Raw genomic sequence first — 25,203 nt, forward strand, 5'->3', positions numbered from 1 at the left:
TGGCACCTGCGAAGGAGCCGACAGGTAGCTCAGCGGATCAGCTCGTCGGTGACCCACCGCACGACGCCGTCCGGGTACGGGTTCGCCAGGCCCAGTACGACGTGCCCGAAGCCGGCGCCGACCGCTTCCTCGATCTTTTCCCGGGTGGCGGCGGGCTTGTCGTAGTCGACCGGCAGGAAGATCGAGCGGGTGATCTCCGCCGGGTCGCGGCCGATCTCCGTGCAGTAGCGGTCGAGCAGCCGACTGCGGCCGGCGAGGTCTTCGATGTCGCCGCCGCCGGGGATGTTCCACTGGTCGGCGTGCTCGGCGACCACCCGCAGCGTCGCGCTCGCCCGGCCGCCGATCATGATCGGCAGGTGTGCCTGGACCGGTTTCGGATTCCCGAAGGCGCCCCTCAGCTGCACGTACTCGCCGTCGAAGTCGAACGGTTCCGGTTCCGTCCACAAGCGACGGATGACCGTGCACGCCTCGGCGAGCGCGGCGACGGCGTCGTCCCGGGAGTGGTACGGCAGGCCGTGCCCGTCGTATTCGCGCCGGGCCAGGGGGTGGCTCGGCCGGGAGCCGGCGCCGATGCCGAAGTCGAGGCGCCCGCCGGACACGACGTCCACCGTGGCCGCGATCTTCGCCAGCACCGCGGGCGGCCGGAAGCGGTTGCTGGTCACCATCAGGCCGAGCCGGATCCGCTCGGTCTGCGCGGCCATCGCCGAGAGCAGCGTCCAGCCTTCGAAGATCGGGCCGTCCGGGTCGCCGCCGATCGGCATGAGGTGGTCGAACAGCCAGGCGTGCTCGATCTCGGGGATCGCGTCGGCCTCGCGCCAGACGCGCTGGATCTCGTCGTAGCCCACGTTCATGGGCGGGGTCATGATGCCGAAGCTGGTCATCAACGCCTCCGGAGGGACGGGTCGAGCAGGGCGGGCGGGGTGTCGAACTTCTCGTGCGCGGCCAGGTCGACGCCGGGGGCGACGATCGCGTCGATCTCGTCGAGGACGTCGGCGGGCAGCACGGTGTCGGCGGCGGCGAGCTGCGACTCGAGGTGGCCGGGCGTGCGCGGGCCGATGAGCGCGCTGGTCACGGCCGGGTGCGCGGTGACGAACCCGAGCGCGAGCTGAATCAGCGAAAGTGCCGCCTGGTCGGCCAGCTTGGCGAGCTTCTCGACGGCGTCGAGGCGGGCCTGGTTGGCCGGGTCGGTGAGGTCGAAGCGCTGGGGGAGCGCCTGCGAGCGGCTGGTCGTGATCTCCTGCCCGGCGCGGACGGCCCCGGAGAGCCAGCCCGACGCGAGCGGGCTCCACGCGAGCACGCCGAGGCCGTACTCCTGCGTCACCGGCAGGACGTGGGCTTCGATGCCGCGCTGCAGGATCGAGTAGCTGGGCTGCTCGGTGGCGTACCGGCTCAGGTGGTGCTCGCGCGCCGCCCACTGGGCCTGCACGATCCGGTACGCGGGGAACGTCGACGAGCCGAAGGCGCGGATCTTGCCGGCGCGCTGCAGGTCGGTCAGCGCGGAAAGCGTTTCCTCGTCGCTCGTGGCCGGGTCCCAGCGGTGGACCTGGTAGAGGTCGACGTGGTCGACGTCGAGGCGGCGCAGGCTGTCGTCCAGCGCCTTGACCAGCCAGCGGCGGGAGCTGCCGCGGTGGTTGCGCTCCTCGCCCATCGGCATGGCCGCCTTCGTGGCGAGCACGAGGTCGTCGCGGCGGTTCTTGATGGCCCGGCCGACCATGACCTCCGACTCGCCTTGGCCGTACATGTCGGCGGTGTCGATCAGGTTGATGCCGCCCTCGATGGCGGCGTCGACGATGGCGGTGGCGTCGTCCTGGGTGGTGCGCCCGATGGCGCCGAAGTTCATCGCGCCGAGTGCGAGGGCGCTGACCTGGACGCCGGTGCGGCCCAGAGTGCGGTACTGCATTTCGATGGCCTCCGTGGCAGGATGGCAAGCGGAACATTGCTCCGCTAACGATACGGAACAATGTTCCGGTTAGCAACCCTGGAGGTGTGGTGAGCCCGAGCAAGCCCAAGCGCGCCGACGCCCGGCGCAACGAGAAGACGCTGCTGGACGCGGCGGCCGCCGTCTTCGTCGCCTCCGGCGTGGACGCGCCGGTGCGGGACATCGCGGCGAAGGCGGGCGTCGGGATGGGCACGATCTACCGCCACTTCCCGACCCGGGCGGACCTGATCATCGCCGTCTACCGGCACCAGGTGGAGGCGTGCGCCGAAGCCGGGCCCGCGCTGCTGGAAGCCGCCGGCTCGCCGCACGCGGCGCTGGCGGAGTGGATCGACCTGTTCGTCGACTTCCTGGTGACCAAGCACGGGCTGGCGGGCGTCTTGCAGGGCGACGGCTTCGACACGCTGCACGCGTACTTCCTGGACCGGCTGGTGCCGGTGTGCGCCCGGCTGCTCGAAGCCGCCGACCTGACCGCGCGGGTGCGGCCGCTGGAGCTGATGCGCGGCGTGGGCAACCTGTGCATCGGCGCGGAGGACAACCCGGACTACGACGCACGGCGCCTGGTCGGCCTCCTGATCGCGGGGCTGCGGGCGTGATCGACCAGCTCACGGCCGACCCGTACCCGCTGCTGTCCCGGCTGCGCGCGACCGAGCCGGTGTCCTGGCTGCCGGAGCTGAACGGCTGGCTGGTCACGCGGCACGACCTGGCGCTGGAGGTGATGCGCGACGCGGCCACCTTCACCGTGGACGACCCCCGCTTCTCGACGGCCCGGGTCGTCGGCCCGTCGATGCTTTCGCTGGAGGCGGCCGAGCACACCCGGCACCGGGCACCGTTCGCCCGGCACTTCCGCCCCCGCGAGATCGCGGACCGCTTCACCGGGTTCGTCCGCGCCGAATGCACCCGGCTGGTCGACGGGTTCGCTGCGGCCGGTCACGCGGAACTGCGGCGGGAGCTGGCCGGCCCCCTCTCCGTCGCGGTGGTCGCCGACGCGCTCGGCCTCGACGACACGGACACGGCGAAGGTGCTGGCCTGGTACGACGCCATCGTGTCCACAGTGGACTCAATTTCGGCGGGTGGCGCGCCGGGTTCCGGTGGCGCGAAGGCGTTCGGCGAACTGCGTGCCCACATCGAGGGCTCGGTCGGCCGGCGCTCACTGCTGACCGAGGCGGCTTCGGCGTTGGCGTTGCCGGAGGTGGTGTCGAACGCGGCGGTGCTGATGTTCGGCGGCATCGAGACGACCGAGGGCATGATCGCGAACCTCCTGCGGCACCTGCTGCGCGAGCCGTCGCTCCCGGACCGCGCCCTCCTCCCGGCGGCCATCGAGGAGTCGCTGCGCCTGGAACCCGCGGCGGCGGTCGTCGACCGTTACGCGACCCGCGACGTCTCGCTCGCGGGCGCGTCGATCGCCCGCGGCGACCTCGTGACGGTCTCGCTCACGGCCGCCAACCGCGACCCGGCGGTGTTCGAAAACCCGGACGTCTTCGACCCGCACCGCCCGGACCTGCGCAAACAGCTGGCGTTCGCGCACGGCCCGCACTTCTGCCTCGGCGCCGACCTCGCCCGCCTGGAGGCGCGGATCGCCGCCGAGACCGTGCTGGACCGGCTGCCCGGCATCGCGTTGGCGGAAGATGTCCCGCCGGCCGGGCTGGTGTTCCGCAAACCCGCGGCCGTGCCCGTGCGCTGGGTGCCATCATGACCGCATGACGGCGTGGCGGGAGTTCGAAGCGGCGGAACCGGAGTTCGCCGGGCGCGTGCGGACGTTGTTCGACGCGCACAAGCACAAGACGATCGCCACCCTGCGAGCCGACGGCTCGCCGCGGATTTCGGGGATCGAGACGGTCGTCGCGGACGGCGAGCTGACGTTCGGCTCGATGCCGAACGCGCGCAAGGGCGCGGATCTGGCCCGGGACCCGCGGTTGGCGCTGCACAGCGCGACGGTCGACCCGGTGGAGGGCGCCGAGGCGGCGTGGCCGGGGGAGGCGAAGATCTCGGGCCGGGCGGTGCCGGCGGACGGCGGGGGTTTCCGGGTCGACATCGCCGAGGTGGTCCACACGCACTTGAACGCGGCGGCGACGTTGCTGGTGGTGGAGTGGTGGACGCCGGCCGGAGGGCTTCGCAAGGTCGAGCGCGAGTGAGCTGGACCGCTCGCCGGATGTCATGAACGAGTCGTTCATGACGTTCGGGTGGCGGGGTGCGCGGCTTGCTCGGGGGTGTTGACGCCGCCGCCGCTCGGCCCCGGCTGCCCGGCTCGGTGCCGGCCTGCGGCGATGGGGCTGCGCTGCAGGCCGCCTCACCGGGTCTTAAGTCAACTGCTTGACTTAATGGTCGATCTTGGCCATCCTCGAGAACAGGGGACATTCACCAACGAGGAGCCCGTGATGACGCCGACCCACACCGATCCGCTGCCGCGCTTCCCGTTCGAAACCGCGTCCGCTCTCGAACCGCCGGCCGAATGGGCCGAGTTCCGCGAAAAGTGCCCCGTCGCCCACGTCGCCCTCGCCAGCGGTGACCAGGCGACCCTGATCACCCGCTACGACGACGTCAAGACCGTCCTCTCCGATCCCCGCTTCACCCGTCCGACCCCCGCCGACAACGCCGCGCGGGTGGCCGACACCGAGTCCGGTGGGGTCTTCAACTCCGAGATGGCCACCGTGCTGCCGCAGCACGGCGAAGCCCACATCACCTGGCGGCGCACGCTCGGGAAGTGGTTCACCGCCAAGCGGATGAACGCGCTGCGGCCCGGGATGGCCGCGATGGCCGAGCAGCTCATCGACGACCTGGTCGCCAAGGGTGCGCCCGGGGACCTCAAGGCGGGCGTCGCCTTCCCGCTGCCCGTCTGGGTCATCTGCGACATGCTCGGCGTGCCCGACGCCGACCGGGACCGGTTCGCGCACTGGTCCGACGTCATGCTCAGCATGACCCGCTACACGCAGGCCGAATTCGACGCCGCCCAGCGGGAGTTCGGGCAGTACATGGGCGGGCTCATCGCCGGGAAGCGGGCCGAACCCGGGGAAGACATCCTGAGCGCGCTGCTGCCCGAAGGGTGGCCGGACCCGATGCTCGTCGCCACCGGGATCGGCCTGCTCATCGCCGGGCACGAGACGACCGCGAACATGATCGCCAAGATGGTCGCGATGCTGCTGGCCGACCGGAGCCGGTGGGAGGCGCTGCTCGCCGACCCGTCGCTCGTGCGCACCGCCGTCGAAGAATCGCTGAGGCTGGACGCCAACGCCGGCGTCGGCATGATGCGCTACCTCGGCGAAGACTTCGAAGTCGGCGGCACCGTGTTGCCGCGCGGCACCACCGCGATGTGCAGCATGGCCGCGGCCAACCGCGACGAGCGAGCGTTCGGCGACGCCGCCGAGATGGACCTGGGCCGCAGCCCGAACCCGCACCTCGCCTTCGGGGCCGGCGCGCACGCGTGCCTCGGGCAGCCGCTGGCCCGCACCGAGCTGCAGGTCGTCCTGGAAGTGCTGCTGCGCAAGCTGCCCTCGCTCGAGCTCGCCGTCCCGGCGGACGAACTGCGCCGGGTCGAAGGGCTCGCGGTCGGCGGCCTGCGGGAACTGCCCGTCCGCTGGTGACGGACCGGGCGCAGGCGACGCGGGAGCTGATCCTGACCGTGGCGGAACGGCTCTACGCCGAGCACGGCGTGCTCGCCGTGTCCAACCGGCAGATCAGCGAGGTCGCCGGGCAGGGCAACAACACCGCGGTCGGCTACCACTTCGGCACCCGCGCCGATCTGGTGCGCGCCATCGCGCGACGGCACTCCGCCCGGGTCGAGGAGCTCCGCCAGGACATGCTGGCGGAGCTCGGCGGCCGCGCCGGCCTGCGGGACTGGGTCCGCTGCCTGGTGCACCCGTCGACCGAGTACCTCGCGACGGCGGGCCCGCCCAGCTGGTTCGCCCGGTTCACCGCGCAGGTGATGACCGAGCCGTCGCTGCGGGCGGTCGTCGCGGCGGAGACGCTGTCTTCGCCGTCGCTGGCGCGGACCGTCGAGGGCCTGGCCCGGTGCCTGCCCGAGCTGCCGCCCGAGGTCCGCGCCGAACGCAACGCCATGACCCGGCAGCTGCTGATCCACACGATGGCCGAGCGCGAACGCGCGCTGGCCGAAGGCGGCGACACCCCGAGGTCCACCTGGCGCGAGGTCGCCACCGGCCTGACCGACGCACTGGTCGGCCTGTGGCTCGCGCCCGTCACGAACCACCCGAGGGAAAGGAACGGCCGTGAAGGTCACCGTCGATGAGGAAAAGTGCTGCGGCGCCGGAACTTGCGTGCTGCTCGCGCCGGACGTGTTCGACCAGCGCGAAGACGACGGGATCGTCGTCCTGCTCGAGGAGCGCCCCGGCGAGGAGCACCACAAGATCGTCCGGGAGGCGGCCAGCGTCTGCCCCGGCGTCGCGATCTCGGTCAGCGAGGACGCGTGAACGTCCTCGTCGTCGGGGCGTCCGCCGCGGGACTCGCCACGGTGGAAGCACTGCGCCGCAAGGGGTACGAGGGCAGCGTGACGGTGCTGGGGGCGGAGGCACACCTGCCCTACGACCGGCCGCCACTGTCCAAACAGGTTCTCGCCGGGGCCTGGGAACCCGAGCGGGCCCGGTTGCGCCCGCCGGAGGCCTTGGCCGGCCTCGCGGCCGACTTCGTGCTGGGCGACCCGGCGGTCCGGCTCGACGCCGCCGCGCGGACCGTCCACACGCTGGGCGGGCGGGAACTGACCGCGGACGCGATCGTGCTGGCCACCGGTCTGCGGCCGCGCACCCTGCCCGGCCAGCACGGCCTGGTGGGCGTCCACGTGCTGCGCACCCTCGACGACGCGCTCGCCCTGCGCGCGGACCTCGCGCCGGGCAAGCGGGTGGTGGTCGTCGGGGACGGGGTGCTGGGCGCGGAGATCGCGGCCACCCTGTGCGGGCTCGACGTCGAGGTCACGCTGGCCGGGCCGCAGGAAGCGCCGCTGGCGTACCAGTTCGGCCCGCTCGTCGCCGGGGCGCTCGCCGCGCTGCACGCCCGCGGGGGTGTCCGGCTCCGGCTCGGGGCCCCGGTCACCGGGCTCACCGAGGCGGACGGGCGGGTCGCCGGGGTGCGGCTCGAGTCCGGCGAGGTGCTGCCCGCCGACGTCGTCGTGGTGGCCTTCGGTGCCGCGCCGGCGACGGAATGGCTGGCGGGCAGCGGCGTGCTGTGCGACAACGGCGTGGTGTGCGACTCCCGGTGCCGCGCGGCCGAGGGGATCTACGCGGCGGGCGACGTCGCCCGCTGGCACCACGAACGGCTCGATGTCCTGCTGCGGCTGGAAAACCGGACCAACGCCACCGAACAGGCGATCGCCGTCGCCGGCAACGTCCTCGGCGAGGACCGCCCGTACACGCCGGTGCCGTACTTCTGGACCAACCAGTTCGACGCCCGGATCCACGTGCACGGCACGCCGGCCGCGGACGCCGAGGTGTCCATTGTGGAAGGAAATCCGGCGGGGGGCCGGTTCGTCGTGCGCTACCACCGGGGCGGCGCCGTCGTCGGTGTGCTCGGCTGGAACATGCCCAAGCAGGCCCGGCTGCGGCGGCAGGAGATCGACGGCGCGGTCTTCGCCGGGCGGTCCTGAACCGGGGAAACCCGCCATCCGTCGGTTGACGGCGCCGCGGGGGACGGCCGATCCTTGTTCGCGTTAACACCGCGTGGGAGGGAACGGACATGAGGAAGAGAGCGCTTTCCCGCATCCTCGGCGTGCTGGTGGCCGCGGCCCTGCCGCTGCTGCCCGCCACGCCGGCCGAGGCCGCGGTGGCCGCGGTGAAGATCGGGGACACGCAGCTCGACCCGGCGGCGCTGTACTTCGTCTCCTACGACGGGCTGGTGAACAACGACTCCTTCCAGCAGAGCGGCATCTTCAGCTACGCGGGCTACCAGTACGCGGCCTGGTACACCGCCGACCGCAGTGCCGTGCTCGCCCGGCGCGCCGGGTTCACCGGTGCGTGGCAGACCCTCGTGCTGCCGCACAAGCTCACCGCCGACGACTCGCACAACGTGATCTCGATGGGGGTTTCGCCCGACGACGGCCGCCTGCACGTGGCCATGGACACCCACGGCAACCAGGTCTACTACACCGGATCCGCGGTGGGCCTGCTCTCGTCGCCGGCCTCGCACGCCTGGACGGCGTCGGCGTTCGGCCCGGTGCAGCGCACCCTGGACGGTGTCGACCTCGGCGCGATCACCTACCCGCAGTTCGTCGTCACGCCCGAACGGAAGCTGCAGCTCAGCTACCGGACCGGCGGTTCCGGCAACGGCGTCGACGAACTCGCCGAGTACAGCGGCGGCAGCTGGCGCAAGCTCGGGCCGTGGACGTCGGCGACCGGCTCGTGGACGGCCGGCAACGGCGTGACCAGCACGACCCGCAACATGTACCTGCACGGCCTCACCTACGGGCCCGGCGGGCGGTTGCACGCGGCGTTCACCTGGCGCGAGGGCAACACCGGCGTGCTGTGCAACGCCGGCGGCCTCGCCAACCACGACACCGGGTACGTCTACAGCGACGACCGCGGCCGGAGCTGGCGGACCAGCTCCGGCGCTGCCGTCGCGACCCCGGAGTCGGTGAGCATGCCAGGCACGGTCGTCGACCCGCTCGGCGTCGACCACGGCCTGATGAACCAGGAGAGCCAGGCCGTCGACGCCGCCGGGCAGCCGCACGTCGTGATCAGCTACGTGCCCGGCCGCTTCACCCAGTGCGTCACGAACTACTCCGCGCAGCGCAAGCAGTACGGGCGCACGTTCTTCTTGAGCCGGGCGGCCGACGGCGGCTGGACCAAACGCGAAGTGCCGGTGGCGCCGGAATCGACCCAGCGCACGAAGCTCGTGTTCGACCGCGCCGACAACGCCTACCTCGTCATGCCCTACGGCCGGATCGTCGCGGCGACCAAGGCGAGCGGGTGGACCGACTGGAAGACGGTGTACACCCCGGACCTGCGCGCCTTCGGCGAAGTCGACGTCGACGACTCGCGGCTGGCCGCCGACGGCGTGATTTCCGTGATGTACCAGCAGGTGTCGGCCGGGACGACGCCCTCGCCGATCCGGGTGGCCGACTTCCGGCTGGGCTGACGCTCACTCGACGGTGACGGACTTGGCCAGGTTGCGCGGCTTGTCGATGTCGTAGCCCAGGCTGAGCGCGGCGTGGTAGGCGAGCAGCTGCAACGGGATCGTCAGCAGGATCGGGTCGAGCTCCGGCTCGGTCTTCGGCACGACGATCCGCGGCACGTCGAGCTCGCCGAAGTCGACGTCCTCGTGCGTCACGGCCAGCACCGCGCCGCCGCGGGCCTTGATCTGCTGCACGGCGGCCAGGTTGCGCCCGGTCAGCTCGTCCGAGGGCACGATGGCGACGGTCGGGAGCGCCGCGTCGATCAGGGCGAGCGGGCCGTGCTTGAGCTCGGACGTCTGGTACGCCTCGGCGTGGCGGTAGGAGATCTCCTTGAACTTCTGCGCGCCCTCGCGCGCCACCGGGTACCCCCGGACGCGGCCGACGAAGAACAGGCTGTTCGCGGTGGCGACCTCTTTCGCGTGCTCGGCGATGCGCGGTTCCTCGTCCAAAATGGACTTGATCTGGCCGGGCATCGCGCGCAGCGCGTCGATGATCCGCTGACCGTCCGCATTGGACAGGTCGCGGACCCGGCCGAGCGCGAGCGCGATCAGGGCGAAGCCGATCGCCATGTTGGTCAGCGCCTTGGTCGACGCGACCGCGATTTCGGGACCGGCGTGCAGGTACACGCCGCCGTCGCAGGCGCGGGCGATGGTCGAGCCGACGACGTTGACCAGGCCGACCACGCGGCCGCCCTTGCGCTTGATCTCCTCGACGGCGAAAGCGGTGTCGATCGTCTCGCCGGACTGGCTGACCGCGATGTAGAGCGTGTCGGCTTCGACGATCGGGTTGCGGTAGCGGAACTCCGACGCGGCTTCGGCGTCGGCGGGGATCCGTGCCAGCTCCTCGATCATCGTCGCGCCGACCTGGCCGGCGTAGTAGGCGGAACCGCAGCCGAGGATCTTCACGCGGCTGAAGCCGCGCAGCTCCCGGGGCGTCAGGTTGAGCCCGTCGAGGCGCGCGACGCCGAACCGGTCGTCGAGCCGGCCGCGGATGATCCGCTCCACGGATTCCGGCTGCTCCTGGATTTCCTTGGCCATGTAGTGCGGGTAGCCGCCCAGGTCGAGGTCTTCGGCGGCGATGTCGATCTCGGTGGCCGGCTTGGTGGTGTCGCTCTCGTCGACGGTGAAGGTCCGGTAGCCGGTGGCGAAGACGGTCGCGAACTCGCCGTCGTCGAGGTGCGCGACCTGCGAGGTGTGCCGGACGAGCGCGGCGAGGTCGCTGGCGATGAACATCTCGCGCTCGCCGACGCCGATGATCAGCGGCGAACCGTTGCGCGCGATGACCAGCCGGTCCGGGTATTCGCTGTCGGTGACGGCGATCGCGTACGTGCCGGTGATCCGGGAGACGGCTTCGACGACGGCGTCTTCGAGGGTGCCGGCGCCGGAGCGGGCGATCAGGTGGGCCAGGACCTCGCTGTCGGTCTCGGACGTGAGGGTGACCCCGGCGTCGGCGAGCTGGGCGCGCAGGGCGTCGGCGTTGTCGATGATCCCGTTGTGGACGACGCAGATGCGGCCGTTCTCGGAGGTGTGGGGGTGGGCGTTCGCCTCGGACGCGGGCCCGTGGGTGGCCCACCGCGTGTGCCCGATGCCGACCTTCCCGGTCAGGCGCTTGGGCAGCGCCGCGGCGAGGTTGCGGACCCGCCCGACGACCCGGTGCACCTGGGCGGTGCCCTTGGCGCCGAGCACGGCGATCCCGGCCGAGTCGTAGCCGCGGTACTCCAGCCGCGTCAGGCCTTCGAGCAGGATGGGGGCGGCGTTCTGGCCGCCGATGTAGCCGACGATTCCGCACATGGCGAACCTCTTCTAGCCGTAGACGATGCGGCGCAGCTGCCGCTCGGACAACGCGGGCGCGGCGACGAGGCGCCCGCGGAGCTCGGCGGCGATGAGCGGGAAGATCTCGGGGTTCTTCCGCCCTTCGGCCTGCAGCTCGGTGTGCCGTCGCCGGACGTAGGCCTCGGTGGGCGTCCGGTAGAAGGCGAGGACGTCGTCGACGACCCGCGCGGCGACCCCGGGCGGGAGCCCGGTGGACGCGGCGACGCGATCGACGATCTCGGTGTCCGGCACGTCGGCCATCATGCACTGCGTGGATGACGAAACCCAAATTCTTGCCCGAAATCGGGCAAGTTCGCTTCGATCAAGGGGAGACGCACGGTCGCGTGCGGGAGGATCCCCAGCTCCACCAGGGCGGCCTTGGCCATCGCGGTGCCCGGGCCGGCGTGCATGACGGCGTCGATCACCGGGTTGAGCGCGTGCTGGATCCGGCGCGCCGACGCCAGGTCGCCGGCGCGCACCGCGCGGATGAGGTCCGCGGTGCGGTCCGGCACGACGTTGCCCACCACGCTGACCAGGCCCGCCGCGCCGCACGCGAGGTACGGCAGGTTCAGCTCGTCGATGCCGCAGTAGTACGCCAGCGACGTGCGGGCCAGCACGGTCATCGCTTCGAAGAGGTCGCCCTTGGCGTCCTTCACCGCGCGGACGCGGGGGTGGCCGGCGAGCTCGACCAGGGTCTCCGGCGCCATGGCGATGCCGGCCCGCGCGGGGACGTCGTAGAGCATCACCGGCAGCTCGGTGGCGTCGGCGACCGCGAAGCAGTGGGCGAGCACGCCCGCCTGCGTCGGCCGCGAGTAGTAGGGGCAGACGAGCAGCAGCCCGTCGGCGCCGGCCGCCTCGGCGTCGCGGGCTCGGCGGACGCTCTCGGCGGTGTCGTAGGTGCCGACCCCGGCGATCACGGTCGCTTGGCCGCGGGTCCGGGCCACCACGCTCCGGACGAGCCCGGCCGACTCGGTCGCGCTCAAGGTCGGGGCTTCGCCGGTGGTCCCGCCGACGACCAGGCCGTCGGCCCCGCCGGCGAGCAGGTGGTCGACGAGCCGGGTGAGGCCGGGTTCGCTGAGCGTCCCGCCGGGCCCCATCGGGGTGACCATCGCGACGAGGTTGGCGCCGAAGTCCGTCATGGCGTCGACCCTGCCCGTGGTGAATGCTGCGGTCCAGCGATGCTTTTTTGCCGGTACTGCGTAGCCTGGCTTCATGATCGAGGTCGGTGCACTGCGGGCGCTGCGTGCGGTGGCGGCGCTCGGCACGCTGGCGAAAGCGGCCGACGAGCTGGGGTTCACGGCGTCGGCGGTGTCGCAGCAGCTCAAGCGCCTGGAACGGCAGGTGGGCGTGCCGGTCCTCGCCCCGGCGGGCCGCGGCGTCGTGCTGACCCCGGCCGGCCAGGCGATCGCCGACTCGGCGCCGGAGGTTTTCCAGGCACTGGAGCGCTGCGCCGAGGCAGCCCGATCGGTGTCGGAGGGCGCGCCCCGCGGCACGCTGCGCGTGGCCGCCTTCTCGACCGGCATCCGCGGCCTGCTCGCCCCGGCACTCGGCCGGTTGTCCGCGCGGTGCCCGGAGTTGCGCCTCGACATCACCGAGCAGGACCCGGACCAGGCCCTGCGCAGCGTCGACGCGGGGACGGCCGACCTCGCCCTGATCCACGACGCCGACGGCCTGCCGGCCGTGCTCCCGCCGTCGTTGACGCAGCGGCACGTGCACACCGACGTCGGCGACGTGGTGCTGAGCCGCCACCACCCCCTGGCGGCGGTCGACCGGCCGCTCGGTGCGGAGCTCGCGGGCCACGCGTGGGTGACGAGCCCGCCGGGAACCGTGTGCCACCAGTGGTTCCGGCGCCTGTTCGAGACGGCGCCGGAGGTCCGCCACCTGGTCGACGACTTCGCGACGCAGCTGTCGTTGGTGGCGGCGGGCGAGGTGATCGCGCTGATCCCGAGGCTGGCCCGGCCGCCGTTGGGGGAGGAGCTGGTATCACGGCCGTTGCGGCGCCCGCCGAAGCGGGAGGTCCACGCGGCTTGGCGGCGCAGCGCGGACACGAGCCCGGCGATCCGGGCGGTGCTAGCGGAGGTGGCTACTCGGCCTTCTCGTCCGGAGCACGCCGGCTGAAGAGCGGGCCCGCCGCGCGCCCCGTCACGAAGATCGCGACCACCGAAACCGCACCCGCGCCGAGCGCGACGCTGGCCTGCGTCGGTGCGCCGTGCCCGATGAACTGAGCGGCGATCAGGGCGAAGACGACGAGCGCGCCGAACCCGAGCAACGCCGAAGCCGCCCGGAAGCCGAACCAGGCCCACTCCAGCCGTCTCCGGTGCCGGGCTTCGACGACCTCCGCGTCGTGCCGTTGCCCGAGCCGCAGCTCGACCAGCTTCAGGACCCGATCGGCGCTGTCGGGTTGTTCCTTGTAGAGGTCACGCACGTGTTCGAGCACCCGCATGCCCAGCCACTCGTCGACCAGCGAAGAGCCCGACGTGGTCTGTTCGGTCATCGTCGGTCCCCTGCTTCCGGCGTGAGGGCGGCGTGCTCCGAAACGACCAGGGCGAACTCGCCGAGGACGTCCCGGGTGGCACCGGTGACGTCCCGGCAGGCGGCCACGACACCGGTCGCCGGGTGGTGCCGCGGTGGTGGCACCAGGCCGAAGGCGCGGGCGAGGGTACGTACCCAGCCGCGCCGGGGTTCCGGTGCGGCTTCTTCCCGGGCTGCCTTGCGGAGCAGGAGGGCGGCCTCGAGGTCGTCGCGTGCGGTGCGCCGGCCACGGCGGGGCCCGGGCACGCCGGAAGTCGACAGCCGCCAGATCTTCTTGAACAGCCGCGCTCTGGTCGGGCCGATCGCGCCGGCGGGGATCTCGGTGTACCGCGCGACATCGGCGTAACCGGAGCCGCCGCGCAAGATGATCAGGAGCAGGTGCCGCTCGGTCACCGACAAGCTGCTCAAGGTCCGGTCGACTTCGGAATACCGGCCTGCCGGGTACTCCCGCACCGCCCGCAGCACCCAAGCGATCAGCGAGTCCTCGTCGTCGATGCGGTGCACCTCCCGGCGCAAGCGGGCGGGTACGTCCGCCGCGATCGATTCGCCGGTCGGGGGATCGATCCCCGCGCCTCGAACCAGCGTCGTCAAGAACGGTTCGACCATGGCCAGGAGGTCCGACCAAGCGGCTTCGTCGCCGTCGCGGGCGGCGGCCAGCAGTGCCGAAGTGCGTTCCCGGCCGGCCTGTTCCCGCCACTGCGGCGTCACTGAGGTCCGGCCGGGTTCGTCCACCTTCCCACTGTCGCCGTGGCCGTCCCGCCCGGCAAGGGGCCGGTCCGGTGACCGACGCCTGGCACGGCGGCGCGGAAGCGGGCTAAGCTCGCCGGCGAACGGGTGCGGCGTCGGAACGCCCGTTCGGCGACTTCCCTTGGCGCATCAAGCGGAGGAGTGCGCCTTGCCCACGTTCGCCGGGATGAGCCTGCCGGTCGCCAGTCTCGATCGCTCGCTTCCCTTCTACGAATCCCTCGGGTTCACCACCGAAGTCCGCAACGGCCGGTTCGCGCTGCTGCGGCTCGGGGCCGGCACCCTCGGGCTCCTCGAGCTCGGCGACGCCGTCGAGCGGGACAGTGGCCGGCTGCGGGCGTTCGTCCAGGTCGAGCTGCTCGCCGACGACCTCGACGAGCTGTACGCCGACTTCCTCGCCCGCGGGGTGCCCGTTTCCGGGCCGCCCCGGGACCGCGGGTTCGAACGGCAGCTCCAGCTGCGGGACCCGGACGGCTTCACCGTCGAGTTCGCCGACCACAGCCCGCGCTAGCCGGGGGGCGGAGGTCGGCCGCCGGGTTCGCGGAGGCCTTGTGCTCCTGACGTACGATTCCGGCACCGGCGGGAGGGGGCAGGGTGTTCGGTCGGAAGAAGAGGCTCGACGATCTGAACGATCTGATGGCGCAGCTCAGGCCCGACCTGAGCCGGGAATCGCTCGGCGTCGGCCCCGATTTCCCGGGCGTCGCCCCGAACCCGCTCCTGAGCGGTGGTGCGCGGAATCGCACCGCGGAACTGCGTGCGGGGGTGCTCGCGCTCGGCGTTCTCGTCGACTGGCGGGAGGTCAACAGCAATCCCCGCGTGGTCCTGATGTTCGACGTGGAGACCGCCGACGGCCTCTCGTTCCGCGGTATCGCGGACGAAGACCTCACGCTCACCGAGCTCACCCGGCTCGCCCCGGGGCAGACGTGGCCCGTGCGCTACCGGCCGGCCGTCATGGACCACTACGTCGCCCTTGCCCGGGACGCGGACCCCGCCCACGTGCAGCAGCTCTCCGATCGGATCGCCGGCCGCAAGCGGACCTGACCCCGGGTGACGGTGCGGGAGCTTTGTCCCCCACGCCCTAACCGTGCGCGGTGATGGCCGCTTCGGCGCTCGGGTACGTCGGGAAGAAGTCCGCCAGCCCGATCAGGCCGAACGTCCGGCTGAGCCGGGCGGGGACGGCCGCCAGCGCCACGCCGGCACCCGCCGCCTCGGCGACGTTGCGGGCCGCGATCAGGGCGGAAATGCCGCTGGAGTCGCAGAACGTCACGCCGGCCAGGTCGATCACCAGCAGCTGCCGGCGGTCCAGGGGCGCGGAGGCGATCGCGGCGCGGAGGCGGGGTGCCGTCGCCACGTCGAGCTCGCCTTCGACCGTGACCACCGGGCCGGATGCGGTGGTCCGGGTGGTGGTCGAAAACTGGGTCACGATGGATCGCCTCCGGGGAACGGGATGCTCAGCGCGAGCAGCGCGGTGTCGTCGTCGACGCCGTCGCCGAAGCCGGCGAGCAGCTCGGTCACGGCCGCGACGACCGCCGGTGCGGTGGTGGGCGCGCGGCCGGTCAGGTACGCCTGCAGCTGCTCCCCGCTGTAGCGGGTGCGGCCGTGGACGCGGGCTTCGGTCAGCCCGTCGCTGTAGAGGAGCAGGGTGTCGCCCGGCGCCAGCCGGACGTCCACGGTGGCGAAGCGCGCCTGCGGGAACGCGCCGACCAGCTGCCCGCCCGGGATGTCGAGGAACGCCGACGTGCCGTCGGCGCGCAGCAGCAGGGCCGGCGGGTGACCGCCGGAGCCGAGGGTGACCGCCGCGCCCTCGTCGTCCGGGCGGACGACGCCTTGCACGACCGTGCAGTAGCGCGGGTCCGCACCGCGGTATTCCTGGTGCAGCACGGTGTTGAGGTGCGCCAGCACGGTGGCCGGCGCCGGGTCGTACGCCGCGGCCGCGCGCAGCGTGTACCGCGCCAGCGACGTCACCACCGCGGCGCCGGCGCCCTTGCCGGAGACGTCGCCGAGGAAGAACCCCCACGCGTCGCCGGTCAGCGCGAACAGGTCGTAGAAGTCGCCGCCGACCTCGTCGGCCGACGCGGGGTGGTAGTACGCCGCGACCCGCACGCCCGGCACCTCGGCCAGCGCCGGCGGCAGCAGGGTCTGCTGCAGCGTCCGCGCCAGCCGTTGCGCCCGGTCGCGTTCGCGTTCGGCGGCTTCGCGTGCCCGCAGCAGCTCCTGCTCGTAGGCGCGCCGGTCCCGCGCGTCGAAGACGGTGGTGCGGATGAGCTGCGGCTGCCCGTCGGTGCCGACTTTGACCGTCGACGTCACGAGCACCGGCAGCCGCGTGCCGGTGGCGGTCTTCAGCTCGAACGCGACCCCGCCGAGCTGGCCCTGCATGCGCAGCAGCGGCGCGAAGTGCGTCTCGTGGTAGATCCGGCCGCCGACGGTCAGCAGGTCGGCGAACCGGCGCCGCCCGACGACGTCCTCGCGCTCCCAGCCCAGCCAGCCGAGCAGCGTGGCGTTGATCTTCGCGATCGTGCCGTCGAGCAACGTCGAGAGGTACCCGCAGGGCGCGTGCTCGTAGAGGTCTTCGGCGCTGTCTTCGAGCAGCGCCGAGAACGCCGGGCCGGCCTGGTCACCGGCGTCGCACATCATGGCCGGTCCACGAACGCGGTGATCGCGGCGGCGGTGGCCTCCGGCGCGCTGAGCTGCGGGCAGTGCCCGGTCGCGTCCAGCGTGACGAGCACGCTGCCCTCGATCCGCTCGTGCGTGAACTGCCCGACCTCCTGCGGCGCGATGGCGTCCTGCGCGCACTGGACGACCAGCGTCGGCACGGAAACCTTCGCCAGGTCGGCGCGGTTGTCGGAGAGGAACGTCGCCCGGGCGAACACCCGCGCGATCGTGGGATCGGTGCGGCAGAAGCTGTTCGTCAGCTCCTCGCCGAGCTCCGGGCGCTCCGGGTTGCCCATGATCACCGGCGCCATCGCTGCCGACCAGCCCAGGTAGTTGGAGTCGAGCGCTTCGAGCAGCTCGTCGATGTCCTCGCGGCTGAACCCGCCCCGGTAGTCTCCGTCGTCGAGGTAGCACGGCGACGGCGTCAGCAGCACCAGCTTCGCGAACCGGTCCGGCTCCCGGTTGGCGGCCAGCACCGCGATCATCGCGCTGACCGAGTGCCCGACCAGGACGACGTCCCGCAGGTCGAGCTCGTGGCAGATCGCCAGGACGTCGTCGGCGTAGCCGTCGAGACCGCTGTAGCGCCCGGCGGTCCACGCCGAGCTGTCCGACTGACCGGCCCCGGTGTGGTCGAACAGCACCAGCCGGTAGCGCTCGGCGAGCGGCGGGACGACGAGGCGCCAGAGGTTCTGGTCACAGCCGAAGCCGTGCGCGAGCAGCAGAGTGGGGCCGTCCTCGTTACCGGCGACGACGACGTTGTTCCGGTGGCGCATGCTCACCGGTACATGCTCCCACCCGGCGGCCCGGATCGCGTGGTTCAGCGGGCGAGAGCTTCGTCGCGGGTGGCCGTGACGGCCAGTGCCTCGCGCAGGCCGGTCAGCTGCAGGGTCCGGGCGACGACGCTGCGCTCGGGCGCGACGACCCGCACCCGGGTGGCGGTGCCGGCGCCGCGGCGGGCTTCGAGCAGGGCCGTGATGCCGATGGAGGCCAGGAACGAGACCCCGGTCAGGTCGATCACGAGCAGTTCCGGCGGGTCGGCGAGCGCCGCGGTGATGCCTTCGCTCAGCACCGACGCGCTGAGCAGGTCGACTTCGCCGGCCACGTCCAGGACGACCGCGCCGCCGACGCGTTCGGGCGTCACGCGCACCAGGTCCTGGGGCCGGAGCCGATTGCCGTCCGTGCTCACGTGGTGCTCCTCCTCTGCCTGGTCTCCACCGAATGGTGGCTTACCCAGACCGGGTGACGGCCAAACCTCACCACCTCCGGCGCCCGGGCCAGGGGAGATGTCCGTCTCGCGGTGCCGGCGGGGTGTAACGGATCACCCGGTCGGCCGATAGCCCGATCGTGTCCGGGCGTGGCCCGGCCCTCATGAACGGACTATCCGATGCGACGCCTGTCCCTCGCCGCCGCCCTCGCGGCCGGCACCCTCGCCCTCGCCGCCTGCTCCGGCACCTCCGGCACGGTGGAACCCGCCGGGGCCACCTCCTCCGCGGCCGCCGCCGCGCCCAGTTCGACCGCGCCGCAGGCGCTCGAGGCCGCCAAGGTCGGGTCCGCCGTGGCCGACGCCGCCAAGCAGGCGTCCTCGGTGCGCGTGAAGGGCACCATGGCGAGCGAGGGCAACATCAACCTGGACCTGCAGCTCAACCAGGACAGCGCGAGCGGCACCGTGGTCAAGGACGGCATCGAGATCCCCGTCCTGCGCGTCGGCGACAAGTACTTCTTCCGCTTCACCGACTCGCTGGTGAAGGAGGCCGGCATCCCGGCCTCGATCGGCAAGAAGCTCACCGGCAAGTGGGTCCCGTCCACCGCCAAGATCGGCGCCGGCATCGGCGACGCCTTCAAGGTGTTCCTCGACTACAAGTCGTTCACCGAGAACACCGTCGGCGAGCTGGCTTCCGCGAGCTTCACCGGCGGCGAGCCCACCACGCTCGGCGGCGTCCCGGCGCTGAACTTCACCAGCCCGGACGGCACCGCCACGGTCGCCGCCGACGCGCCGCACTACCTGCTGCGCATGCAGGACCCCAAGAGCGGCGCCATCGAGTTCAGCGACTGGAACAAGCCCGCCCCCGTCGAGGCGCCCCCGGCGTCGGAGATCTACTCCGGTCCCGGCGCCTGAAGCCGGACGGGGACGCCGCCCCGGACCGTGCCCAGGTTGGTCAGCGCGACGTTCTCCAGGCCGTTGCCCGGACCGCCGTCGCTGGTCACCGCCAGCGCGAGCGTGTTGCGCCCGTGCGGGTCGAGGACGCCGGTCGGCAGCACGAACGTGTGCTGCGGGCCGACGTCCGCGACGTACTGCCCGAGGTTCCACCCGTTGACGAAGATCAGCGCCCGGTAGCGGCCACCCGATCGCGGGACCGCCGGGTCGCCGATGGTCAGGCCCAGTGAGGCGTCGTGCCCCTTCGGCACGGCGAGGGTGAAGTCCGTGCGGTACCAGGTCGTCCCGGGTGCCGCGGTGGCGGCGGGCACCTGCCCCGCCGCCCACCCCGCGTCGGAGTGGCGGGGCAGGGTCCAGCCGGCCCGTTCGCCGTCGAGGCCGCCGTTGTTCAGCGGGCCCCGCACGGGATCCGCGACGCCGCCGCGGATCTTCCACGCGACGCCGTCGAGCGACGCCGAGATCAGCCCGCGCCCCTCCTTGTGGGCGTCGTTGACGCCGCCGTCCTCGTTGTGGCCGTTGTTCCGCACCATCACCGACAGCACGTGGCCGCCGTCGCCGCGCAGGTCGGCCGGCACGGTGAAGCTCGCGGTGCCGGTCGTGGGCGGCGAAGCGAGCGCGCTCGGCAGCACGTGCTGGCCGAGGTAGCGCCCGTCCAGCCACGCCTGCAGCATCCCGGCGCCGCCCCCGCCGTAACCGAAGCTCAACGACTCGGGAACCGGGCCGCCGAAGTGCCCGCGGTACCAGACGTCGCCGGTGTGGAAGCCGTAGTCGTCCGCGGTGAGCGCGGGTTTGTCCGCGGGCAGCCACGCCGAGTCGTCGTAGGCGGCCGCCGCCTCGGGCGAGCCCGGGGCCTGCTTCCAGCCGGTCAGCGCGGGCAGGGGCACCGCGTCCGGGCCGGGGAGCCGGGCCGCCGCCAGCAGGCTCGACGACGACGTCCGCCGGGCCGGGACTCCCCGCCCGTTCCACGTGACCCGCGTTCCCGGGCCCCACACCTCGAGGTCGCTCGCTTGGGCGGTGTCGCCGGTCAGCGCGAGCACGTTGCCGTCGAGGCGGGCCGTCCGCAGCAAGGCGGGTCCGCGGACGAGGGCGGGCCCCTGCCGCCAGAACGTGTCCGCGGTGGCGTCGTCGGCGAGCAGCAGGGTGACCGGTGGCCGGCCGGCGCCGGACACCCGGACCCGAATCAGTCCACCGTGGACGTAGTTCAGCCGCAGGTCGCCGCGCGCCGCGTCCCAAGTGGACGTGACGTCGCCCGCCAGCACCTCGACCTTCGGCTCCCGGGCGTAGCGCAGGACCGTCTCACCGTCCTCGCCCGGCCGTCCGTGCAGCAGGGCGGTTCCCCGGACCACGGTCATGATCTCCGACGTCGAGTACACCAGGTGCTGGCCCGCCAGCTCGAAGTTCGCCACCAGCTGCTTGGCGTCCTGGCCGCGCACCCGCAGCGTGCCCGCCTGCGGCACGGTGTAGGAACCGTCCGGTGTGGACAGCGGGAAGGTGAAGACGTCGTCCGTGGTGTCCTTCGAAGGGTTGTGCATCGGCACGTAGAAGTGCGTCAGCGTGTCCGGGTTGACGTTGTGGTACACCTTCACCGCGGCCGACGACGGCGTGACGGGCTCCGCCTTGTCCTGCTTGGTGATCGGTGGTACCGCCTGCAGGAAGTAGCCCAGTTCCTTCATCGTGAACGCCTTGGGCCGCAGCTGCCGGGCCTCGTCGATGGCCGCGCCGTAGTCGTAGGAGCTGAAGACGACCGGTGCCGGCAGCCAGCCCCACGACGTGCCGCCGAAGGTCATGTAGAAGTTCTGGACGGTGAGCCCGTTCGCGATGTTGGTGCCGTAGAAGACGCGCTCGTACCCGGGTCCCTGGCGGACGGCCGTGCACGGGTAGGTGCCGTTGCTGCCCCAGTAGTCGAACCAGCCGCCGCCGAACTCGGCGGTGAAGCCGGGGGTGTCCGGCGACGCGCTCGCGCCGCCTTTCGCTCCGCCCGGGCCGTACAGACCCCAGTCCGGTGCGGTGTTCGGGGTACCGGGCGTGGCGTCGGGGCGGCAGGTGCCGCCGGGGTAGGTGTCCCACGCGTAGAGGTCGACCTTGCCGGGCACGGTCCCCGGCACGCCGGAGTCCGGCGGCACCCAGATCCCGTTGCGGCCCTTGTCGTTGTGGAAGATCGGCACGCCGATGCCGTCCGCGCGGACCTTGTCGTAGAGGTGGGCGATGTAGTCGCGCTGGCTTTCGCCGGTCGCGGCCAGTTCGTTCTCGATCTGGTACAGGATCACCGGACCGCGGCCGTCGACGTACTGGTGCCGCGCGATGACGCGGTCGATCGCGGTCAGCCACTCGTCGGCCGCGGCCAGGTAGTCGGGGGCGTCGCTGCGGGCCGTGCCCGCCTGGGTGGTCAGCCAGCCGGGGAAGCCGCCGCCGGTGACCTCGGCGTTGATGTACGGGCCGGGCCGCGCGATCACGTACAGGCCGGCCTCGCGGGCGAGGTCGAGCACCTTGTCCATGTCGCGGACCCCGGTGAAGTCGTACACGCCGGGCGCGGGCGAGTGGTAGTTCCAGTCGAAGTAGATCGACACGGCGGTGTAGCCGGTCGCCTTCATCTTCTGCAGCACATCGCGCCAGAGGTCCGGGCTGGGCAGCCGGAACGGGTGGAACTCGCCGGACCAGACGAACTCCCGCCGTCCGTCGAGCAGCATCGAATACTTGTCGAACGTGATCCGGTGCTTCGCGGTGGTGACGGCCGCGGCGGCGGTGGGCGCGGTGCTCAGCCCGGCCGCGGTGACGAGAACGAGGAACAGGGCGAGCAGACGCCTCATCGTCGAAGCCTTCCGGGACGCAGGAACCGCGCGAGCGGCAAGCGGGCCTCGGCGACGGCATCGGCGACGAGCGCGGCGTACCGCTCGGCGCCGTACCGGCTGAGGTGGGTCGCGTCGTCGACGCCGTCGTGCGCGAGGGTCAGGTAGAGCGGCCACGAAGCGGCTTCGCCGAGGCCTTCGACGAGAGCCTGGCTGCGCGCGGTCAGGTCGAGCAGCGGGATCCCCTCGCCCCGGGCGACGTCCCGCATGACCGCGGGCAGGTCGACGCCCAGGTTGTTGACGACGAGGCCGAGCGGGGTGAGCTTCCCGTCCGCGCCGAACCGGTGCCGGACCGGCGGCGTGACCAGCACCGCGGCCCCGCCCTGCTGCCGGACGCCGTCGACGAGGAGCGCGAGGTTCGCCCGGTAGCCGGCCTCGGTCGTCTGCTTGTCGTTGTGCGCCAGCTGGATCAGCGCGGTGTCGCCGGGCCGGATCATCGGGCGGACGCGCGGGAAGTAGCGGGGATCGGTGAGATAGCCGGCCGTGCCGGCGCCGGACTGGGCGTAGTTCCGCACGCTCGGCCCGGCGCGGAAGAACGCGGGCAGCGCCTGGGCCCAGCCGTTCTTCGGCGGGTTCGCCCAGTCGGCGGCGGTGGAGTCGCTGAGGACGAAGATCCGCGGGGCGCGCGGCCGGGGTGTCACGGCGAGCCACGCCGGGCGCGGCACCGGACCGGTCAGCCGGACCTGCAGGGGAACCGGGACGCCGTCGGCGGTGTGCAGGGCCAGCGGGACGTTCCGGGACAACGTTCCCCGCGGCCAAGGGACGCCGAAGGTGCAGTCCGCCGCGGCCGCCGGGCCGCCGTCGAGCCAGTGCAGCCGGACCTCGGGATCGGCCGCTCGCGTGGCGGCCGGGCGCGCGACGGCCGTGGCGGCCAGCGCGGACACGCCACCGAGGAAGACGCGCCGGGTGAGCGGGAACTGCGGGGACATCGCCGGCCTCCGGTCAGCTCGCGACCGCTGTGGTCGAGCCGATTCAAGCCAGCGGCGTCCGGGCTTGTCAACCTCGGGGACCCGATCAGTCCAATACCCCAGTAAGCGCTTTCTCCGGAAACCGGCGGTCCTCAAACCCGCACCCGCGTGCTAGCGTGGGAGCGCTCCCAGATCGAACTGTCCTGTCGAGCGGTACTCCAGGAGGTCGGTATGAAGTGGCGTTTTCCCCGCGCGGCCGTGGCCGGCCTGCTGCTGGCCGCCTGCGCTGTCGTGACCCCCACGCCGGCCGGCGCGGCCACGCCCACGCGCGTCATGGCGCTGGGTGACTCCATCACGGGGTCGCCCGGGTGCTGGCGGGCCCTGCTGTGGCAGCACCTCCAGCAGACCGGGCACACCGACGTCGACTTCGTCGGCACGCTGCCGCTCCAGGGCTGCGGGTTCACCTACGACGGCGAGAACGAAGGCCACGGCGGCTTCCTCGCGACCGGGATCGTGCGGGACAACCAGCTGCCCGGCTGGCTGTCCTCGACGCACCCGGACGTCGTCCTGATGCACCTGGGCACCAACGACGTCTGGAACGGCATCGCCGCGAGCACGATCCTGGACGCCTACACCACGCTGCTGGGGCAGATGCGCGCGAGCAACCCGGCGGCCAAGCTGATCGTCGCGAAGATCATCCCGATGAACCCGTCGAACTGCGCGGCCTGCGCCCAGCGGGTGGTCGACCTGAACGCCGGCATCCCCGCGTGGGCCGCGGCGCACAGCACGGCGGCGTCCCCGATCACCGTCGTCGACCAGTGGACCGGGTTCGACACCGCGGCCGACACCACCGACGGCGTGCACCCCAACGGCACCACCGGGATCGCGAAGATGGAGAGCAGGTGGTACCCGGCCCTGGTCGCGGCGCTGAGCCCGGCCACGCCGGCCGCCACCGGGCTGCACGTCGACGGCACCCGCGTGCTCGAGGCGAACGGCGCCGCGTTCGTGATGCGCGGGGTCAACCACCCGTACGCCTGGTACACCGGCCAGAACAGCGCCTTCGCGAACATCAAGTCCTTCGGCGCCAACACCGTCCGGGTCGTGCTCGGCAGCGGCAAGCGGTGGGGACCCACGTCGGCGGCCGAAGTCACGAACATCATCTCGCTGTGCAAGCAGTCCCGGCTGATCTGCGTCCTGGAAGTGCACGACACCACCGGCTACGGCGAAGAAAGCGCGGCGGCGAGCCTCGACCAGGCCGCCGACTACTGGATCAGCATCGCGAGCGCGTTGAAGGGCCAGGAGAACCACGTCGTCGTCAACCTCGGCAACGAGCCGTTCGGCAACAACGCGCAGGTGAGCGCGACCTGGGCGAGCGCGACGTCGAGCGCCATCACGCGGCTGCGCGGTGCCGGGCTGCAGCACCTGATCATGGCCGACGCGCCGATGTGGGGTCAGGACTGGCAGAACATCATGCGCGACAACGCGGCCTCGGTGCTCAACGCCGATCCGCAGCACAACACGGTGTTCTCGATCCACATGTACGGCGTCTACGACACCGCGGCGGAGATCACCGCCTACTTCGACGCGTTCCGCACCGCCGGGTTGCCGCTGGTCGTCGGCGAGTTCGGCAACATGCACAGCGACGGCAACCCCGACGAGGACACGATCATGGCCCAGGCGCAGGCCCGCGGCCTCGGCTACCTCGGCTGGTCGTGGAGCGGCAACGGCAGCGACGTCGCCTACCTCGACATGACCAACGGCTTCGACCCCACCAGCCTGACCGCGTGGGGCGAGCGGTTCCTCAACGGCACCAACGGCGTCCGCCAGACGTCGAAGGAAGCGACGATCTACGGCGGGGGCACCGTCGACACGCAGGCGCCGACGACGCCGGGCACCCCGGCCGTCTCGGGCGTGACCTCCTCCGGCGTCACGCTGAGCTGGACGGCCTCGACGGACAACGTCGGCGTCACCGGCTACGACGTCCTGCGCGCGCCCGGCGCGTCCGGCGGCACGTTCGCCGTGGTCGGCTCGGCCGCGTCGACGACGTTCACCGACTCGGGCCTGACCGCCTCCAGCACGTACCGCTACCAGGTGCGGGCCAAGGACGCCGCGGGGAACACCTCGGCCGCGTCCGGTGCGGCGTCGGCGACGACCGGCGCGGGCGGCGGGAGCGGGGCGTGCAAGGTCGCCTACGCCGCGCCCGGCTGGGGTGGCGGCAACGGGTTCACCGCCTCGGTGACCATCACCAACACGGGCACGAGCCCGGTGACCGGCTGGACACTGGCCTTCACCTACACCTCGGGTCAGCGGGTGACGCTGCCCGGCTGGGGCGCGACGTTCACCCAGTCCGCCGCCGGCGCGGTGACCGCGACGAACCTGGACTGGAACGGCACCCTCGCGCCGAACGCCTCGACCGGCATCGGTTTCAACGGCACCTCCAGCGGCACCAACCCCGCGCCGGTGTCCTTCGCCCTGAACGGGAGCACTTGCACGATCGGCTGATCG

At 72.4% G+C, this 25,203-nt stretch carries 26 protein-coding genes; 13 read left to right on the forward strand and 13 right to left on the reverse strand.

All coding sequences use genetic code 11. The features are described 5' to 3' along the window. Positions 1-29 precede the first annotated feature (29 nt). Together ACLJQM_RS13360 and ACLJQM_RS13365 are read right to left on the reverse strand one after the other, a co-directional pair. Positions 30-881, reverse strand: coding sequence for an LLM class flavin-dependent oxidoreductase (locus ACLJQM_RS13360; protein WP_360773757.1), 852 nt, complete (start codon positions 879-881; stop codon positions 30-32). Beyond that, positions 881-1,900: an aldo/keto reductase gene (locus ACLJQM_RS13365; RefSeq protein ID WP_247025554.1), complete on the reverse strand. Its 1,020-nt coding sequence runs from the start codon at positions 1,898-1,900 to the stop codon at positions 881-883. Before ACLJQM_RS13365 ends, ACLJQM_RS13360 begins: the two co-directional genes overlap by 1 nt. Before the next feature lie 89 nt (positions 1,901-1,989). On the opposite strand from ACLJQM_RS13365, the gene ACLJQM_RS13370 reads away from it, so the two are divergent. From ACLJQM_RS13370 to ACLJQM_RS13405, 8 genes are all read left to right on the forward strand, one after another. Further along, complete coding sequence (locus ACLJQM_RS13370) at positions 1,990-2,532, forward strand: TetR/AcrR family transcriptional regulator (RefSeq protein WP_410631444.1); 543 nt, start codon at positions 1,990-1,992, stop codon at positions 2,530-2,532. Beyond that, the gene (locus ACLJQM_RS13375) at positions 2,529-3,632 is read left to right on the forward strand and encodes a cytochrome P450 (RefSeq protein ID WP_410631445.1); all 1,104 of its coding nucleotides are present in this window, start codon (positions 2,529-2,531) and stop codon (positions 3,630-3,632) included. Before ACLJQM_RS13370 ends, ACLJQM_RS13375 begins: the two co-directional genes overlap by 4 nt. A 4-nt stretch (positions 3,633-3,636) precedes the next feature. Next, positions 3,637-4,071: a pyridoxamine 5'-phosphate oxidase family protein gene (locus ACLJQM_RS13380; protein WP_360773767.1), complete on the forward strand. Its 435-nt coding sequence runs from the start codon at positions 3,637-3,639 to the stop codon at positions 4,069-4,071. A 243-nt stretch (positions 4,072-4,314) separates the two neighbouring features. Further along, a complete protein-coding gene (locus ACLJQM_RS13385) occupies positions 4,315-5,517 on the forward strand; it encodes a cytochrome P450 (RefSeq protein ID WP_410631446.1) in 1,203 nt (400 codons plus the stop codon). Further along, positions 5,514-6,179, forward strand: coding sequence for a TetR/AcrR family transcriptional regulator (locus ACLJQM_RS13390; protein WP_410631447.1), 666 nt, complete (start codon positions 5,514-5,516; stop codon positions 6,177-6,179). The genes ACLJQM_RS13385 and ACLJQM_RS13390 overlap by 4 nt, the downstream gene beginning before the upstream one ends. Continuing rightward, complete coding sequence (locus ACLJQM_RS13395) at positions 6,160-6,360, forward strand: ferredoxin (RefSeq protein ID WP_086861071.1); 201 nt, start codon at positions 6,160-6,162, stop codon at positions 6,358-6,360. The genes ACLJQM_RS13390 and ACLJQM_RS13395 overlap by 20 nt, the downstream gene beginning before the upstream one ends. Then, positions 6,357-7,526, forward strand: a complete 1,170-nt coding sequence (locus ACLJQM_RS13400) for an NAD(P)/FAD-dependent oxidoreductase (RefSeq protein WP_410631448.1) — start codon at positions 6,357-6,359, stop codon at positions 7,524-7,526. The genes ACLJQM_RS13395 and ACLJQM_RS13400 overlap by 4 nt, the downstream gene beginning before the upstream one ends. Positions 7,527-7,615: 89 nt before the next feature. Further along, complete coding sequence (locus tag ACLJQM_RS13405; protein WP_410631449.1) at positions 7,616-9,013, forward strand: BNR repeat-containing protein; 1,398 nt, start codon at positions 7,616-7,618, stop codon at positions 9,011-9,013. 3 nt (positions 9,014-9,016) lie between these two features. On the opposite strand, the gene glmS is transcribed toward ACLJQM_RS13405, so the two are convergent. Genes glmS through dapA form a run of 3 tightly spaced genes read right to left on the reverse strand, consistent with a single transcriptional unit; the run spans position 9,017 to position 12,000 of the window. Next, positions 9,017-10,840, reverse strand: coding sequence for a glutamine--fructose-6-phosphate transaminase (isomerizing) (gene glmS, locus ACLJQM_RS13410; RefSeq protein WP_410631450.1), 1,824 nt, complete (start codon positions 10,838-10,840; stop codon positions 9,017-9,019). A 12-nt stretch (positions 10,841-10,852) separates the two neighbouring features. Beyond that, a complete protein-coding gene (locus tag ACLJQM_RS13415; protein WP_360773785.1) occupies positions 10,853-11,125 on the reverse strand; it encodes a hypothetical protein in 273 nt (90 codons plus the stop codon). Beyond that, on the reverse strand, positions 11,122-12,000 hold the full coding sequence (gene dapA / locus ACLJQM_RS13420; RefSeq protein WP_410631451.1) for a 4-hydroxy-tetrahydrodipicolinate synthase: 879 nt from the start codon (positions 11,998-12,000) through the stop codon (positions 11,122-11,124). Before dapA ends, ACLJQM_RS13415 begins: the two co-directional genes overlap by 4 nt. Before the next feature lie 73 nt (positions 12,001-12,073). On the opposite strand from dapA, the gene ACLJQM_RS13425 reads away from it, so the two are divergent. After that, positions 12,074-12,979: a LysR substrate-binding domain-containing protein gene (locus tag ACLJQM_RS13425; protein WP_410631452.1), complete on the forward strand. Its 906-nt coding sequence runs from the start codon at positions 12,074-12,076 to the stop codon at positions 12,977-12,979. Here ACLJQM_RS13425 and ACLJQM_RS13430 read toward each other — a convergent pair. Together ACLJQM_RS13430 and ACLJQM_RS13435 are read right to left on the reverse strand one after the other, a co-directional pair. After that, on the reverse strand, positions 12,945-13,355 hold the full coding sequence (locus ACLJQM_RS13430; RefSeq protein ID WP_360773792.1) for a hypothetical protein: 411 nt from the start codon (positions 13,353-13,355) through the stop codon (positions 12,945-12,947). The genes ACLJQM_RS13425 and ACLJQM_RS13430 overlap by 35 nt on opposite strands. Beyond that, complete coding sequence (locus ACLJQM_RS13435) at positions 13,352-14,125, reverse strand: hypothetical protein (RefSeq protein ID WP_410631453.1); 774 nt, start codon at positions 14,123-14,125, stop codon at positions 13,352-13,354. The genes ACLJQM_RS13430 and ACLJQM_RS13435 overlap by 4 nt, the downstream gene beginning before the upstream one ends. Before the next feature lie 163 nt (positions 14,126-14,288). Here ACLJQM_RS13435 and ACLJQM_RS13440 point away from each other — a divergent pair, with 163 nt between their 5' ends. Both ACLJQM_RS13440 and ACLJQM_RS13445 read left to right on the forward strand, forming a co-directional pair. Continuing rightward, on the forward strand, positions 14,289-14,648 hold the full coding sequence (locus tag ACLJQM_RS13440; RefSeq protein ID WP_360773798.1) for a VOC family protein: 360 nt from the start codon (positions 14,289-14,291) through the stop codon (positions 14,646-14,648). Between the two features lie 125 nt (positions 14,649-14,773). Next, complete coding sequence (locus ACLJQM_RS13445) at positions 14,774-15,178, forward strand: hypothetical protein (RefSeq protein WP_360773801.1); 405 nt, start codon at positions 14,774-14,776, stop codon at positions 15,176-15,178. A gap of 37 nt (positions 15,179-15,215) precedes the next feature. On the opposite strand, the gene ACLJQM_RS13450 is transcribed toward ACLJQM_RS13445, so the two are convergent. From ACLJQM_RS13450 to ACLJQM_RS13465, 4 genes are read right to left on the reverse strand one after another with little or no spacing between them, the layout of a single operon-like run. After that, positions 15,216-15,560, reverse strand: coding sequence for an STAS domain-containing protein (locus ACLJQM_RS13450; RefSeq protein WP_360773804.1), 345 nt, complete (start codon positions 15,558-15,560; stop codon positions 15,216-15,218). Then, a complete protein-coding gene (locus tag ACLJQM_RS13455; RefSeq protein ID WP_410631454.1) occupies positions 15,557-16,771 on the reverse strand; it encodes a PP2C family protein-serine/threonine phosphatase in 1,215 nt (404 codons plus the stop codon). Before ACLJQM_RS13455 ends, ACLJQM_RS13450 begins: the two co-directional genes overlap by 4 nt. After that, a complete protein-coding gene (locus tag ACLJQM_RS13460; protein WP_410631455.1) occupies positions 16,768-17,568 on the reverse strand; it encodes an alpha/beta fold hydrolase in 801 nt (266 codons plus the stop codon). The genes ACLJQM_RS13455 and ACLJQM_RS13460 overlap by 4 nt, the downstream gene beginning before the upstream one ends. A gap of 38 nt (positions 17,569-17,606) precedes the next feature. After that, a complete protein-coding gene (locus tag ACLJQM_RS13465) occupies positions 17,607-17,975 on the reverse strand; it encodes an STAS domain-containing protein (protein ID WP_247019766.1) in 369 nt (122 codons plus the stop codon). A 198-nt stretch (positions 17,976-18,173) separates the two neighbouring features. On the opposite strand from ACLJQM_RS13465, the gene ACLJQM_RS13470 reads away from it, so the two are divergent. Continuing rightward, the gene (locus ACLJQM_RS13470; protein WP_410631456.1) at positions 18,174-18,905 is read left to right on the forward strand and encodes a hypothetical protein; all 732 of its coding nucleotides are present in this window, start codon (positions 18,174-18,176) and stop codon (positions 18,903-18,905) included. On the opposite strand, the gene ACLJQM_RS13475 is transcribed toward ACLJQM_RS13470, so the two are convergent. Both ACLJQM_RS13475 and ACLJQM_RS13480 read right to left on the reverse strand, forming a co-directional pair. Continuing rightward, positions 18,884-21,751 carry a beta-galactosidase gene (locus ACLJQM_RS13475; protein WP_410631457.1) on the reverse strand — a complete coding sequence of 956 codons (2,868 nt, stop codon included), beginning with the start codon at positions 21,749-21,751 and terminating at the stop codon, positions 18,884-18,886. The two genes, ACLJQM_RS13470 and ACLJQM_RS13475, sit on opposite strands and share 22 nt — an antisense overlap. Next, complete coding sequence (locus ACLJQM_RS13480) at positions 21,748-22,719, reverse strand: GDSL-type esterase/lipase family protein (RefSeq protein WP_410631458.1); 972 nt, start codon at positions 22,717-22,719, stop codon at positions 21,748-21,750. Before ACLJQM_RS13480 ends, ACLJQM_RS13475 begins: the two co-directional genes overlap by 4 nt. Positions 22,720-22,929: 210 nt before the next feature. Here ACLJQM_RS13480 and ACLJQM_RS13485 point away from each other — a divergent pair, with 210 nt between their 5' ends. Then, a complete protein-coding gene (locus tag ACLJQM_RS13485; protein WP_410631459.1) occupies positions 22,930-25,200 on the forward strand; it encodes a cellulase family glycosylhydrolase in 2,271 nt (756 codons plus the stop codon). Positions 25,201-25,203 lie beyond the last annotated feature (3 nt).

Origin of the sequence: Amycolatopsis sp. cmx-4-83 (assembly GCF_046548815.1) — a bacterium.
Classification (GTDB): domain Bacteria; phylum Actinomycetota; class Actinomycetes; order Mycobacteriales; family Pseudonocardiaceae; genus Amycolatopsis; species Amycolatopsis pretoriensis_A.

Excerpts from the sequence above, each read along its gene's own strand:
- ACLJQM_RS13360 (WP_360773757.1), bottom strand. The coding sequence starts at position 881 with ATGACCAGCTTCGGCATCATGACCCCGCCCATGAACGTGGGCTACGAC.
- ACLJQM_RS13365 (WP_247025554.1), bottom strand. The coding sequence starts at position 1,900 with ATGCAGTACCGCACTCTGGGCCGCACCGGCGTCCAGGTCAGCGCCCTC.
- ACLJQM_RS13380 (WP_360773767.1), top strand. The coding sequence starts at position 3,637 with ATGACGGCGTGGCGGGAGTTCGAAGCGGCGGAACCGGAGTTCGCCGGG.
- ACLJQM_RS13385 (WP_410631446.1), top strand. The coding sequence starts at position 4,315 with ATGACGCCGACCCACACCGATCCGCTGCCGCGCTTCCCGTTCGAAACC.
- ACLJQM_RS13405 (WP_410631449.1), top strand. The coding sequence starts at position 7,616 with ATGAGGAAGAGAGCGCTTTCCCGCATCCTCGGCGTGCTGGTGGCCGCG.
- glmS (WP_410631450.1), bottom strand. The coding sequence starts at position 10,840 with ATGTGCGGAATCGTCGGCTACATCGGCGGCCAGAACGCCGCCCCCATC.
- ACLJQM_RS13415 (WP_360773785.1), bottom strand. The coding sequence starts at position 11,125 with ATGATGGCCGACGTGCCGGACACCGAGATCGTCGATCGCGTCGCCGCG.
- dapA (WP_410631451.1), bottom strand. The coding sequence starts at position 12,000 with ATGACGGACTTCGGCGCCAACCTCGTCGCGATGGTCACCCCGATGGGG.
- ACLJQM_RS13425 (WP_410631452.1), top strand. The coding sequence starts at position 12,074 with ATGATCGAGGTCGGTGCACTGCGGGCGCTGCGTGCGGTGGCGGCGCTC.
- ACLJQM_RS13430 (WP_360773792.1), bottom strand. The coding sequence starts at position 13,355 with ATGACCGAACAGACCACGTCGGGCTCTTCGCTGGTCGACGAGTGGCTG.
- ACLJQM_RS13445 (WP_360773801.1), top strand. The coding sequence starts at position 14,774 with ATGGCGCAGCTCAGGCCCGACCTGAGCCGGGAATCGCTCGGCGTCGGC.
- ACLJQM_RS13455 (WP_410631454.1), bottom strand. The coding sequence starts at position 16,771 with ATGATGTGCGACGCCGGTGACCAGGCCGGCCCGGCGTTCTCGGCGCTG.
- ACLJQM_RS13470 (WP_410631456.1), top strand. The coding sequence starts at position 18,174 with ATGCGACGCCTGTCCCTCGCCGCCGCCCTCGCGGCCGGCACCCTCGCC.
- ACLJQM_RS13475 (WP_410631457.1), bottom strand. The coding sequence starts at position 21,751 with ATGAGGCGTCTGCTCGCCCTGTTCCTCGTTCTCGTCACCGCGGCCGGG.
- ACLJQM_RS13480 (WP_410631458.1), bottom strand. The coding sequence starts at position 22,719 with ATGTCCCCGCAGTTCCCGCTCACCCGGCGCGTCTTCCTCGGTGGCGTG.
- ACLJQM_RS13485 (WP_410631459.1), top strand. The coding sequence starts at position 22,930 with ATGAAGTGGCGTTTTCCCCGCGCGGCCGTGGCCGGCCTGCTGCTGGCC.